Raw genomic sequence first — 12,723 nt, forward strand, 5'->3', positions numbered from 1 at the left:
CAATAGTTGAACTGATAGCTTGGTGTTTTTCATGACCAGTCCTTTCCGGCCTTTCGCCACAATCGCCGCCGCATATGTCGCGTCCATGACGTTGATTTCCTGTGTGCCGGAAAGCCCCGCTACGACCATGCCAACCCGTGCCGAACGCGGTGCCGCCATCTTTGCCGAATGCGTTGCGACACAGTGTGAGACGCTCAACCTCGATCGAGCAACTTTAGAAGACTATTCGACGCTGGGTGGTCTGGACCACGTGACCGCCCTGATGATCAGCTACTCGGATTTTGACGACTTGTCCGATATCGCGGAAATGGATCAACTGACCGAGCTGCACATCGGCTGGACAGAAGTCTCGGACTTGTCATTGCTGAAGGCCTTCCCGAACCTAAGGCTACTTCACGCCCAACAGCTTGCCGAGGGCGCCGACCTTTCCGCGATCGGACAACTGAGCGGGCTTGAGGAGCTTGGGGTTGGGGATCGCTCCACAACCGATATCGGCTTTGTCTCTGGTCTGAGCTCGCTGCGCGCGTTGGATATCTCTGAAAGCGGTGTGTCCGACTTGTCGCCGCTCGAGGGCCTGCACAAACTTGAAAGACTGGATCTTGGTTGGATTTCGGTGACGGACCTTGGGCCTTTGATGAGACTGCCCAACCTAAAGCAGGTGAGCGTCACCCTGTATGACCGCGACGAAGAATTCCGGGCACAGGTTCAGGCGCTGAGAGATCGTGGGGTCGAAGTGACGGAAATCGAAGTGATTGTGATGTGCTAGGGGTTGGACCCTAGACCTTCGTTTCCGCCGGGGCAGGGGTGATCCGCCGTTTCGCCCGCGCCTCGCGCCAGGTGATGAAGCTGACCGATCCGACGATCACCAGCCCGCCGGCGACGACCCAGCCGTCCACGGCCTCGCCGAAGACGACAGCGCCCAGCGTCACCGCCCAGACCAGTTGCAGGAAGGTCACCGGCTGCGTCACGGTCAGCGGTGCGGCGGCAAAGGCAAGGGTCATGGTGTAATGCCCGGCGGTGGCGAAACAGGCGACGCCGAACAGCCAGAGGCATTGTTCCAGCGTCGGCGTAACCCAGACCGCGGCGGCGAAGGGCGCAAGCCCGATGGTGACGGTGATCGACAGCATCCCCACCACGACCGCCGGTTTCACCTCTCCGGACAGTTGCTTGGCCAGCATGTAGCCGACCGCGAACAGCGCGGCGGTGGCCAGCATGGCGATGTGACCCGGTTCCAACTCGCGTGCGCCGGGCCGCAGGATCAGAAGCGCCCCGCAGAGCGCGATCAGCACAGCGGCCAACCTGCGGGGCGGCAGTTTTTCCCCCATGAACAGGGCCGCGCCAAGGGTCACATAGACCGGGTTGAGGTAGTTGAGCGCCGTCACCTCGGCAATCGGGATGCGGGCCATGGCGAAGAACCACAGGATCACCGCCAGCGTATGCGCCACCCCGCGCGCGGCGAACAGACCCAATTGGCGCCGTGTCAGACGGGCGGCAAGGATCGGGCGGATCATCGGGATCAGGAAGACGATGCCAAGGGCATAGCGCAGAAAGGCCGCCTCGGCCGCGGGCACGTCATCGCCCACATGTTTCACAAGCGCGGTGACGGCAACGAAGTTCAGCCCCGTCACCACCATCCAGAACACCCCGGCCAGCGGCCGGTCCTGTCTCACGCCTGTCGTCATGGCGCCATAGGCGCACGGGAAGGCGGGGGGTGCAAGGGGCCTATCCCTTCAGGATCAGCCCGGCGGCGATGGACCACATGACACAGCCGATCACCACGTCGAGCACTCGCCACGCCATCGGCCGCGCAAACAGCGGTGCGAGAAGCCGCGCGCCATAGCCCAGCATGAAGAAGAACGCGAAGGATGCGGCAATGGCCCCGGCGCCAAAGGCCCGCTCCTGCCCCGGGAACCCCTGCGCGATGGACCCAAGCAAGACCACCGTGTCCAGATAGACGTGCGGGTTGAGCCATGTGAAGGCGAGGCAAGTCAGCACCGCCGCCCCAAGGCTCAATCCCCTGTCCGCCGTCGGGTCCAGCGCCGCGCCGCCACGGAGCGCCGCCCGGAACGACAGCGCACCATAGACGATCAGGAAACTGGCCCCAAGCCAACGCATGACCGGGGCCAACCCCGGCAACACATCGGCCACCCCGGCAAACCCCCAGACCCCGACAGAGATCAGGACTGCATCGGACAGTGCGCAGGTCAGCACCAGTGGCAAGACATGCGCCCGCCGCAACCCCATTTTCAGGACAAAGGCGTTTTGCGCCCCGATGGCCATGATCAGGGAAAACGACAGGCCAAACCCTGTGAAGAACGTGCCGAGCATTTGTGCACCCTTTTGCGGTCTTGGCCGGGATAGCTGCCGGAAATGAATAAGGAAAATGAATTGATTTTAGCGCTCATTAGTGAAACTTAATTCACATGCTGGATTACGATGCCCTTTCTGCCCTTGCCGCCGTCCTGCGCACCGGATCGTTCGACCGGGCGGCGGCGCAGCTTGGGGTGACGCCCTCGGCCGTGTCGCAGCGGATCAAGGGGCTGGAGGACCGGATGGGGGCCACGCTGGTGCTGCGGGGGCAGCCCTGCGCCGCCACGCCCACCGGCGCGCGGCTGCTGCGCCATCTCGACGACGTGGCGCTGATGGAGCAGGGGCTGGCCCGCGATCTGGGCACGCCCGCCAGCCCCCGGCCCACGGTGCGGATTGCGGTGAACGCCGACAGCCTTGCCACCTGGTTCCTGCCCGCCATCGCCCGCGTACCGGACATGCTGTTCGAGCTGGAGATAGATGATCAAGACCATTCCGACGTCTGGCTGCGCAAGGCCGAGGTGGCGGCTGCGGTCACGGCGCGGGCCACCCCGGTGCAGGGCTGTGACAGCATCGCGCTGGGCACCCTGTCCTATGTTGCGACCGCAAGCCCCGGCTTTGTCGCCCGCTGGTTCCCCAAGGGCGCGACGGCCACGGCGTTGGGGCAGGCCCCGGCGCTGGTCTTCTCGCTGAAGGACCGGTTGCAGCAGGATTGGGTGACAAAGGTCGCGGGGCAGCGGGTGGCCCTGCCCGCGCACCGGATCGCATCCAGCCACGATTTCCGCCGCGCCGCGATCCTTGGGCTGGGCTGGGGCATGAACCCCGAACCCCTTGTCGCCGAAGATATCGCCGCGGGGCGGCTGGTCGCCATCGCGCCCGAGACGATGGAAACCCCGCTTTATTGGCAGGTCAGCCGTCTGTCGGCGCCCGCGCTTGCGCCCCTGACCCGCGCGATCCGGGAAACCGCCCGCAAGATGCTGCTGCAAAGCCGATAATTCGGGGCAATGCCCCCTCGCCCCCGGGGGCGGGTTTGCCTATAAGCGTTGGGAATCCCGCATTGCCCATGGAGCTGCCCCATGCCGTCCGAACTGTCCCCGATCGACAAGGCCAAATTCGTCGCCGCCAAACGGGCGACCCAATATGTCGAAAGCGGCATGAAGGTGGGGCTTGGCACCGGGTCCACCGCCGCGTGGCTGGTCCGCTGCCTGGGCGACATGGTTCAGAACGAAGGGCTGAAGATCAAGGGCGTGCCGACGTCGTCGCGCACCGCCGAACTGGCCCGGCAGGTCGGGATCGAGGTGATCTCGCTGGACGAGGCGAAGTGGCTGGACGTGACCATCGACGGGGCGGACGAGTTTGACCCGAACCTGAACCTGATCAAGGGCGGCGGCGGTGCCCATCTTCAGGAGAAGATCGTGGCAACGGCAAGCGACCAGATGGTCGTGATCACCGATGCGACCAAGCAGGTCGAAACTCTGGGGGCCTTCCCGCTTCCGCTCGAGGTGATCCCCTTCGGCTGGCAGACCACCAAGACGCTTGTTGAGGAGGTCCTGATCGGCATGGATGTTCTGGGCCGGACCACCAGCCTGCGGATGAACGGCGACGCACCTTTCATCACCGACGAAGGCAACCATATCCTTGATCTGCATCTGAATCGCATCGGCAACGCCCGGCAGCTCAGCCTTGTGCTGAACCAGATCCCCGGCGTGGTCGAAAACGGCCTGTTCATCGATATCTGCGACGCGGTGGTGATCGGCTATGGCGATGGCCGCGTGGAAGTGCGCGACATCAACGAAGGATCGGTCGAGAAGGAAAAATTCGACTTCCTGGACGACGACAACCTGTTTTCCGATCTCGGGGACTGACCGCCGGCGGGGCAGGGCGGAACATCGCAATTGCGTGTTCCCGACCCGCCCGGGCTTGCCCCGGCAGGCACCGCAGCCCAAGTAGGCGGGGCACAGAATGGAAGGACAGGCAAGAATGGCATTCGATTTTGACCTTTTCGTCATTGGTGGCGGGTCCGGCGGGGTCCGGGCGGCACGGGTGGCGGCCGCGACCGGGGCAAAGGTTGCACTGGCCGAGGAATATCGGATGGGCGGCACCTGCGTGATCCGGGGCTGCGTGCCGAAAAAGCTGATGGTCTTCGCCAGCGAATTTCACGAGGCCATGTCGGACGCGCGCGCCTATGGCTGGGACGTGCAGGACGGATCGTTCAACTGGACCACGTTCCGGGGCAAGCTGGACGCCGAACTTGACCGGCTGGAAGGGGTCTATCGGCGGTTGCTGGACGGGTCCGGCGTGACCGTGTTCGACGCCCGCGCCGCGCTGGCCGACCCGCATACGGTGACCCTGTCGACAGGTGAGACGAAGACCGCCAAGCATATCCTTGTCGCCACCGGCGGCCGCCCCGTCCTGCCGGATATGCCGGGGGCTGGGCTGGGCATCACCTCGAACGAGATTTTCAAGCTGAACCAACTGCCTGACAGCATCCTGATCGTCGGCGGCGGTTATATCGCCTGCGAATTCGCGGGCATCCTGAACGGGCTGGGCGTGAAGGTGACTCAGTTCTACCGGGGCGCGCAGATCCTGCGCGGCTTTGATGGCGAAGCGCGGGGGCTGATTGCCGACCAGATGCGCGAACGCGGGGTCGACCTGCATTGCGGCACCAACATCCTGTCGATGGAGCAGGTTGACGGCGGCGTCCGGGTCAAGGGATCGAACGGGTCCGAGGCGACCTATGGTCAGGTCATGTTCGCCACTGGCCGGGTCCCCAATACCGACGGCATCGGGTTGGAAGAGGCCGGGGTGAAGATCGGCCGCCGGGGTGAAATCGTCGTGGATGACTATTCCCAGACCGCGGTGCCGTCGATCTATGCGGTGGGCGATGTGACCAACCGGGTCAACCTGACCCCTGTGGCAATCCGCGAAGGCATGGCGTTCGTCGAAACCGTGTTCAAGGGCAACCCGACGCCGGTCGATCACGATCTGATCCCCTCGGCCGTCTTTACCCAGCCCGAATTCGGCACCGTCGGCCTGTCCGAAGAGGACGCCCGCGAACAGGAACCGATCGAGGTCTATTGCACTTCGTTCAAGCCGATGAACCATTCCTTTGCGGGCCGGTCGGATCGGGTGATGATGAAACTGATCGTCAGCAAGGCCACCCGCAAGGTTTTGGGCTGTCATATCGTCGCGGACCACGCGGGCGAGCTGATCCAGATGGTTGGCATCGCGGTCAAGATGGGCGCCACGAAAGAGGACTTTGACCGAACCGTTGCGGTGCATCCGACGATCTCGGAAGAACTGGTAACGATGAAGGAACCGGTGCGCAGCGCTTGATTTTCCGCGCTGAACGCACAAGTTGAAAGACAACCCGGTGTGCGGCCTGTCCGCGCCGCCGGAGATTGGAAACAGGAAGGACCAAAGGTAACCGATGGCTGGAAACTACGGCGGCCCCTGGGGCGGCGGCGGAAACCGTGGCCCGCGCGGCGGCGATGGCGGCGACAATGGCAATGGCGACGACCGAAACCGGGGCCCGCAGCGCCCGAACGAACCGCAGATCCCCGAACTTGACGAGCTGATGAACAAGGGGCGCGAACAGCTTCGCGTTCTGATGGGCGGCGGCGGCGGTGGCCGTGGTCCGGGTGGCACCGGCGGAAGCGGTGGCCCGTCCGGCCCCCTTCTGACAAAGGGCACCATCGGCCTTGGCGTCATTGGTGCCGCGATTCTTTGGGGGTTTGCCTCTTTCTACACGGTCAAGCCGGAAGAACGGTCGATCAACCTGTTCCTTGGCGAATACATGTCGACCGGCGAACCGGGCCTGAACTTTGCACCCTGGCCGGTGGTGACTGCCGAGGTTGAGCCGGTCACGACCGAGCGCAACATCGCGATCGGTACGGCCGCGTCGGGCCTTGATGCCGGCCTGATGCTGACCGGGGACGAAAATATCGTCGACATCGACTTTGAAGTGGTCTGGAACATTTCCAACCTACGCGATTACAAATTCAACCTTGCCGCGCCCGCCGCCACGATCGAAGCGGTGTCCGAGTCGGCCATGCGCGAAATCATCGCCCAGTCGGAAATGGCGCCGATCCTGAACCGGGACCGGGGCGCGATTGCCGACCGTCTGAAGGACCTGATCCAGTCCACTCTCGACAGCTATGACAGCGGGGTCAACATCGTCCGTGTGAACCTGAACGCGGCCGAACCGCCCTCGACCGAGGTGGCAGTCACCGACATCGACGGAAACCAGCGCCGCACCTCGCCGCTGGATGCCTTCCGCGACGTGCAGGACGCCGAACAGGAACGTGACCAGCTTCAGAACCGTGCAGATGCCTATGCCAACCGGGCACTTGCCGAAGCGCGGGGTCAATCGGCCCAGCTTCTGGAAGAGGCCGAAGCCTACCGCGCGCAGGTCGTGAACGAAGCCAGCGGTGAAGCCAGCCGGTTCAGCGCCGTTCTGGCAGAATACCGCAATGCGCCGGAAGTGACCCGCAAGCGCCTGTACCTCGAAACGATGGAACAGGTTCTGGGTGGCGTCGACATCATCCTGCTGGATGATGGCGCGGGGGATGGCGGCAATGGTGTCGTGCCATACCTGCCCCTGAATGAAATTCGCCGAAGCACCACCACGGGAGGGTCGAACTGATGCGCAAGACTGCTTTGCTTCTGCCCGCTTTCGTGGCGCTTGTGGCCGCTGGCCTGGCCTCTATCTTCATCGTGGATGAACGCGAAAAGGTGCTGGTCCTGCAATTCGGACAGATTGTCCGGGTCGAGGACGATCCCGGCATCGGGTTCCGCATCCCGATCTTCCAGCAGGTTGTCAAATACGATGACCGTATCCTGTCGATCGACATGGACCCGCTGGAAGTCACGCCGCTGGATGACCGCCGTCTGATCGTGGACGCCTTCGCGCGGTTCCGGATCAACGACGTGGAACAGTTCCGTCAAGCCACCGGTGCCGGTGGCGATCAGGCGATTTTTGTCGCCAGCCGCCGGCTCGACTCGATCCTGCGCGCCGCGACGCGAGAGGTGCTTGGTTCGGTCAGCTCCAATGACATCCTGTCGACGGATCGGGCCGCGCTGATGCTGCGTATCCGTAACGCCGCAATTTCCGAAGCCAATGCGCTGGGTCTTCTGGTGATCGACGTGCGCCTGAAGCGGACCGACCTGCCGCCCGCGAACCTTGAGGCGACCTTCCGCCGGATGGTGGCCGAACGGGAACGCGAGGCCGAAGACGAACGCGCCCGTGGCCGCGAAGCCGCGCAGCGTATCCGTGCACAGGCCGACCGGACCGTGGTGGAACGGGTGTCTGACGCGACCCGTCAGGCGGAAATCATCCGTGGTGAGGCCGACGCCGAGCGGAACCGCATCTTTGCCGAAGCCTTTGGCGAAGACCCGGAATTCTTTGAATTCTACCGCTCGATGACCGCCTATCAGAATTCGCTGCGTCCCGGGTCCACCTCTTTGGTGCTGACCCCGGACAATGAATTCTTCAACTACCTGAAGTCGGACAGCGGTGCCGACGCGGACGCCTCGGCCAACTGATGGCAGAGGTGTTGGCCACCGCGCTACTGGCGCTGGGCCTTGTCTTCGTGGTGGAGGGGCTGATCTACGCGGTCGCCCCCTCCATCATCGAAGATCTTCTGGACGCAATGCGGCGGATGCCAATGGATCAGCGGCGGGCCTTCGGGCTGGGCGCGCTGGCGTTTGGCGTGGTTCTGGTCTGGATCGCAAAGGGGCTTGGCGCCTGACCGGCGGCTTCACGCGCAAGTGACGGAATGCGATCCGGGATTGCGTTGAACCCGGCGACCCTTAGGATGACATTCAGCCCCGGAGGGTCACCGGTTTCCACCGGTGACGGCAATGGAAACAAGGAGGTCCATCGTGACGAGCAAAGCAATTTCCCTGACCCGGCGGGACGAGGGGAAACTTCGTGCGGGCGTGACCGCACTGGTCCTTGGTCTGGCCCTTGCGCTGGCGCAGGCCCTGCCCATCGGGGCGCAGGACCGGCCGGCAAGCTTTGCCGATCTGGCAGAGCAGGTCAGCCCGGCAGTGGTCAATATCACCACCTCGACCGTTGTGGCGGCCAACACCGGCCCGCAGGGCGTTGTGCCCGAAGGATCCCCGTTCGAAGATTTCTTCCGCGACTTTCAGGACCGGGGCAACAATGGTCCGCGCCGATCCTCGGCGCTCGGCTCTGGCTTCGTGATCTCCGCGGACGGGTTTATCGTGACCAACAATCACGTCATCGAAGGCGCCGATGAAATCCTGATCGAGTTTTTCTCGGGTGACGAGTTGCCCGCCGAATTGGTCGGCACTGACCCCAACACCGATATCGCCCTTTTGAAGGTCGATGCGCAGGGGCTGGCCTTTGTGCCTTTCGGCGACAGTGACACCGCCCGCGTGGGCGATTGGGTCATGGCCATGGGCAACCCGCTTGGCCAAGGGTTCTCGGTCTCGGCCGGGATCGTATCGGCCCGCAACCGGGAACTGTCGGGCACCTATGACGACTACATCCAGACTGACGCGGCGATCAACCGGGGCAACTCTGGCGGGCCGCTGTTCAATCTGGACGGTGAGGTGATTGGCGTGAATACCGCGATCCTGTCGCCAAACGGCGGGTCCATCGGGATCGGCTTTTCCATGGCGTCGAATGTGGTTACCAATGTTGTCGATCAGCTGAAGGAATACGGGGAAACCCGGCGCGGCTGGCTGGGCGTCCGCATTCAGGACGTGACCGAAGACATGGTCGAGGCGATTGAAGGGCTTGAGGTGGCGCGTGGCGCGATGGTGTCGGACGTGCCTGAAGGCCCGGCCCTGGATGGTGGTGTCGAAGCCGGTGATGTCATCACGTCTTTCGACGGGATCGAAATCGCCGACACCCGCGAACTGGTCCGTATCGTCGGCAATTCGCCCGTGGGCAAAACGGTCGAGGTGATCGTGCTGCGCGATGGTGAACCGGTGACACTTGCCGTGACCCTTGGCCGCCGCGAAACCGCCGAGGCCGCTGCCTTCCCCGCCGAGGAACCGGAAGTGGTGGAACAGGCCCAGGTGCTTGGACTGACCCTGTCCGAGATCACGCCCGAGCTTGCCGATCAGTTCAGCCTGACACTGTCGGACGGGCTGGTCATCACCGAGGTTGCACCGGAGTCGGACGCCGAATCCAAGGGACTTGTCCCCGGCGATCTGATCACCGAGGCAGGCCAGCAACCGGTCGCGAGTGTTGAAGACCTTGAAGCGCGGATCGAAGAGGCCCGCGAAGCAGGGCGGAAATCGATCCTCCTGCTGATCCGCCGCGGCGGCGACCCGCGATTCGTGGCGCTGGGTTTGGACGAATAGGTCCGATACCATTCGAACTGGAGAAGGGGCGGTCGTCGAACCGCCCCTTGTCTATTTCTGGATCGGCTCGAGCGGGTCGTAGGCTGGCGCTCCGGGGTCCTTCCACGCGACCGCGGCAAGACTGTCAGGTTTTGCGCGAAGCCGCGACAACTCCTCTCGGGTGACCCAGCGGCGGTGTGTCACCACCCCTTCCGGGTCGGTCCAGTCGCCGGTGAGATTGCCGCTGATGATCCGGCACCGGAAATAGATATCGACCTGATGGAAAGCGCCGCCCGGATCGTGAAATTCGTTCACCAGACAGGGGGCGCCAACCGCAACCTCCAACCCGCATTCCTCCATCACCTCGCGGGCAAGGTTTTCGGGCAGGCTTTGATGCGGTTCGGCCCCGCCGCCGGGTGCACACCACAGATGAGTGCGGCCTTTCCAAGCATTCACGATCAGCAACCGATTATCGTGCATGATAATCGCGCGGGTCGCGATCCGGATGGGGCGGGGCGGCTGTGCCATGGCGCCAAATTGCCGGTTCTGGCATACTGACGCAAGGTCAGGATGACCTCACCTTATAACCGACCTGGGCAACTCTTATCTTTGACCCCATGAAACGCCTTGTCGCCCTTTTTGCCCTGTTGGCCCTATCCGCAACGCCGCTGCGTGCCACGCCTTCGCCGGATACGGATTGCGTGGTTCTGCTGCATGGGCTGGCCCGGTCGGATTTCTCGCTTGCGCCGATGGAGCTGGTGCTTGAGCGGGAAGGCTATTTCGTCGTCAATTCCGGCTACCCCTCAACGGAACAGACCATCCAGACCCTCGTCGATATTGCCTTGCCCCGCGATGTAGAGGCCTGTGGCGACAGGACCGTGAACTTTGTCACCCATTCAATGGGCGGCATCCTTGTCCGGGCGTGGCTGACGAAACACCGGCCCGCGAAAATGGGCCGCGTGGTGATGATGGGGCCGCCGAACCACGGGTCGGAACTGGTGGATATGTTCGGGGATTTCGAGCCGTTCCAATGGGTCAACGGCCCGGCGGGGCTGCAATTGGGCACCGCCGAGACCAGCCTGCCCAATTCCCTTGCCCTGCCAAGTTACGAGGTGGGGATCATCGCCGGGAACCAATCCCTGAACCCCATCTATTCCAGCCTGATCGAGGGGCCGGATGACGGTAAGGTCTCGGTCGCCTCGACCCGGATGGACGGGATGCGCGACCATATCGTCCTGCCGGTCACCCATACCTTCATGATGAACAACCCGCTGGTTATGGCGCAGGTCATCGCCTTTCTGGACAGCGGGCGGTTTGACCGCAGCCTGACCCTGACCGGCGTGATCTTCGGCGAAGACGACAGCTAGAGCGTCTGACGAAATACCTGAAGCAACAAGAATCACCTAACGCTTTGAAATCTTGGATTTCAGGCAGCGTTAGGTGATTCAGGTTTTTCGCATGACGCTTTAGGACGCGGGGCCGGTCACCCGGTTGACGTGCCCCATCTTGCGGCCCGGCTTGGCCTCGGCCTTGCCGTAAAGATGGATCGCCGCATCTGTCCGCGCGATCTCGGGGATACGGTCCACGTCCGCGCCGATCAGGTTTTCCATCACCACGTTGGAATGGCGGCTGCCGTTGCCAAGGGGCCAGCCCGCAACCGCGCGAATGTGCTGTTCGAACTGGTCGATCGCACAGCCGTTCTGGGTCCAGTGGCCGGAATTGTGCACGCGCGGCGCGATCTCGTTCACGATCAGCCCCGCAGGCGTCACGAACAGCTCTACCCCCATGACGCCAACGTAATCCAACGCGTTCAGGATCTTCGCGGCGATCAGAACCGCGTCGGTCCGCTGTGACGGCGACAGGCGGGCGGGCACGGTGGTGGTGTGCAGGATGCCGTCGCGGTGGACGTTTTCACCGGGGTCGAAACAGGCAACCGCCCCGTCCAGACCACGCGCGCCGATCACCGAGACCTCGTGGCTGAAGTCGACAAACCCCTCGTAGATCGACGGGGCACCGGCCATGGCGTCCAGCGCGTCAGGGCCATCCTCTGCCGACCTGATCCGCGCCTGCCCCTTGCCGTCATAGCCGAAACGGCGGGTCTTCAGGATCGCGGGCGTGCCGATTTCTTCAATGGCCTCTGCCATATCCTGGGCATCGTCGACAGCGGCAAAGGGGGCGGTCTGAAGCCCCAGATCGGTCAGGAACGCCTTTTCGGTCAACCGGTCCTGGCTGACGGCAAGCGCCTTGCGGTTCGGACGGATCGGTTTCAGCGATTCCAGCAGGTCCAGCGCCGAGGTCGGGATATTCTCGAACTCGTAGGTGATGACATCGACAGCGCCCGCAAAGGCCCGCAGCGCCGCTTCATCCTCGTAGGCGGCGGTGGTTACCGCATCAGCCACCTGACCGGCGGGCGGGTTCGCGCCCGGCTCAAAGATATGGGTCTTGAACCCAAGCCGCGAGGCGGCCACCGAGAGCATCCGGCCCAGCTGGCCGCCGCCCAGAATACCAATGGTTGCACCGGGGGGCAGCATTTCAGTCATCGGACGGCTCATCAGGGATAGAGGCGGACAGGGCATCGCGCCACGCGTCCAGCCGGTCGGCAAGGGCGGGGTCCTGCAGGGCAAGGATACCTGCGGCCATGAGGCCCGCATTGGCGGCCCCTGCCGCGCCAATTGCCATGGTGGCAACCGGGAACCCCTTGGGCATCTGCACGATGGAATACAGGCTGTCGACACCGGACAGGGCACGTGTCTGGACCGGCACGCCGATCACCGGGACGCGGGTTTTCGACGCCATCATCCCGGGCAAGTGAGCTGCCCCGCCAGCCCCTGCGATGATCACCTGAAGGCCACGGCCCGCGGCCTCTTTCCCATAGTTCCACAGCCGGTCCGGGGTGCGGTGCGCCGAGACGATCTTGGTCTCATAGGCCACGCCCAATTCGTCCAGAATGGTTGCGGCCTCCTTCATCGTGGCCCAGTCCGACTGGCTGCCCATGATGATCCCGACCTTGACCTGCGCCATATTCGCCCCCGTCTGAAAGGAAGCGGCACTATAGCGGCGCTGCGGCGCGGCGCAATGGGGCGAAGGGCCGCCGGGGCA

14 protein-coding genes are annotated in these 12,723 nt (G+C 63.7%); 9 read left to right on the forward strand and 5 right to left on the reverse strand.

Annotated elements, in window-relative coordinates:
- The first annotated feature begins 19 nt into the window (after positions 1-19).
- Positions 20-766: a leucine-rich repeat domain-containing protein gene (locus EU803_RS11900; RefSeq protein ID WP_129683081.1), complete on the forward strand. Its 747-nt coding sequence runs from the start codon at positions 20-22 to the stop codon at positions 764-766.
- A gap of 10 nt (positions 767-776) precedes the next feature.
- Here EU803_RS11900 and EU803_RS11905 read toward each other — a convergent pair whose 3' ends face one another.
- Together EU803_RS11905 and EU803_RS11910 are read right to left on the reverse strand one after the other, a co-directional pair.
- Complete coding sequence (locus EU803_RS11905; protein WP_129683083.1) at positions 777-1,682, reverse strand: DMT family transporter; 906 nt, start codon at positions 1,680-1,682, stop codon at positions 777-779.
- Between the two features lie 40 nt (positions 1,683-1,722).
- The gene (locus EU803_RS11910; RefSeq protein ID WP_129683085.1) at positions 1,723-2,328 is read right to left on the reverse strand and encodes a LysE/ArgO family amino acid transporter; all 606 of its coding nucleotides are present in this window, start codon (positions 2,326-2,328) and stop codon (positions 1,723-1,725) included.
- 95 nt (positions 2,329-2,423) lie between these two features.
- Here EU803_RS11910 and EU803_RS11915 point away from each other — a divergent pair, with 95 nt between their 5' ends.
- The 7 genes from EU803_RS11915 to EU803_RS11945 all read left to right on the forward strand — a co-directional run bounded on the left by EU803_RS11915 (position 2,424) and on the right by EU803_RS11945 (position 9,645).
- Complete coding sequence (locus EU803_RS11915; RefSeq protein ID WP_129683087.1) at positions 2,424-3,302, forward strand: LysR family transcriptional regulator ArgP; 879 nt, start codon at positions 2,424-2,426, stop codon at positions 3,300-3,302.
- Between the two features lie 81 nt (positions 3,303-3,383).
- The gene (rpiA, locus tag EU803_RS11920; RefSeq protein ID WP_129683089.1) at positions 3,384-4,172 is read left to right on the forward strand and encodes a ribose-5-phosphate isomerase RpiA; all 789 of its coding nucleotides are present in this window, start codon (positions 3,384-3,386) and stop codon (positions 4,170-4,172) included.
- Between the two features lie 115 nt (positions 4,173-4,287).
- Positions 4,288-5,643: a glutathione-disulfide reductase gene (gene gor / locus EU803_RS11925; RefSeq protein WP_129683091.1), complete on the forward strand. Its 1,356-nt coding sequence runs from the start codon at positions 4,288-4,290 to the stop codon at positions 5,641-5,643.
- A gap of 94 nt (positions 5,644-5,737) precedes the next feature.
- Positions 5,738-6,952, forward strand: coding sequence for an FtsH protease activity modulator HflK (hflK, locus tag EU803_RS11930; RefSeq protein WP_129683093.1), 1,215 nt, complete (start codon positions 5,738-5,740; stop codon positions 6,950-6,952).
- Positions 6,952-7,851, forward strand: coding sequence for a protease modulator HflC (locus EU803_RS11935; protein WP_129683095.1), 900 nt, complete (start codon positions 6,952-6,954; stop codon positions 7,849-7,851). The genes hflK and EU803_RS11935 overlap by 1 nt, the downstream gene beginning before the upstream one ends.
- Positions 7,851-8,057 carry a DUF2065 domain-containing protein gene (locus EU803_RS11940; protein ID WP_242494355.1) on the forward strand — a complete coding sequence of 69 codons (207 nt, stop codon included), beginning with the start codon at positions 7,851-7,853 and terminating at the stop codon, positions 8,055-8,057. The genes EU803_RS11935 and EU803_RS11940 overlap by 1 nt, the downstream gene beginning before the upstream one ends.
- A gap of 112 nt (positions 8,058-8,169) precedes the next feature.
- Positions 8,170-9,645: a Do family serine endopeptidase gene (locus tag EU803_RS11945; RefSeq protein WP_129683097.1), complete on the forward strand. Its 1,476-nt coding sequence runs from the start codon at positions 8,170-8,172 to the stop codon at positions 9,643-9,645.
- Between the two features lie 51 nt (positions 9,646-9,696).
- On the opposite strand, the gene EU803_RS11950 is transcribed toward EU803_RS11945, so the two are convergent.
- The gene (locus tag EU803_RS11950) at positions 9,697-10,152 is read right to left on the reverse strand and encodes an NUDIX hydrolase (RefSeq protein WP_129683099.1); all 456 of its coding nucleotides are present in this window, start codon (positions 10,150-10,152) and stop codon (positions 9,697-9,699) included.
- Positions 10,153-10,241: 89 nt separating this feature from the next.
- Between EU803_RS11950 and EU803_RS11955 the strand changes: the two genes are divergently transcribed.
- Positions 10,242-10,991: an alpha/beta fold hydrolase gene (locus EU803_RS11955; protein ID WP_129683101.1), complete on the forward strand. Its 750-nt coding sequence runs from the start codon at positions 10,242-10,244 to the stop codon at positions 10,989-10,991.
- Between the two features lie 99 nt (positions 10,992-11,090).
- On the opposite strand, the gene EU803_RS11960 is transcribed toward EU803_RS11955, so the two are convergent.
- Both EU803_RS11960 and purE read right to left on the reverse strand, forming a co-directional pair.
- Complete coding sequence (locus EU803_RS11960; RefSeq protein ID WP_129683103.1) at positions 11,091-12,164, reverse strand: 5-(carboxyamino)imidazole ribonucleotide synthase; 1,074 nt, start codon at positions 12,162-12,164, stop codon at positions 11,091-11,093.
- Positions 12,157-12,645, reverse strand: a complete 489-nt coding sequence (gene purE, locus EU803_RS11965) for a 5-(carboxyamino)imidazole ribonucleotide mutase (protein WP_129683105.1) — start codon at positions 12,643-12,645, stop codon at positions 12,157-12,159. Before purE ends, EU803_RS11960 begins: the two co-directional genes overlap by 8 nt.
- Between the last annotated feature and the right edge of the window lie 78 nt (positions 12,646-12,723).

It is taken from the genome of Loktanella sp. IMCC34160 (assembly GCF_004145845.1).
Lineage (GTDB): Bacteria > Pseudomonadota > Alphaproteobacteria > Rhodobacterales > Rhodobacteraceae > SELP01.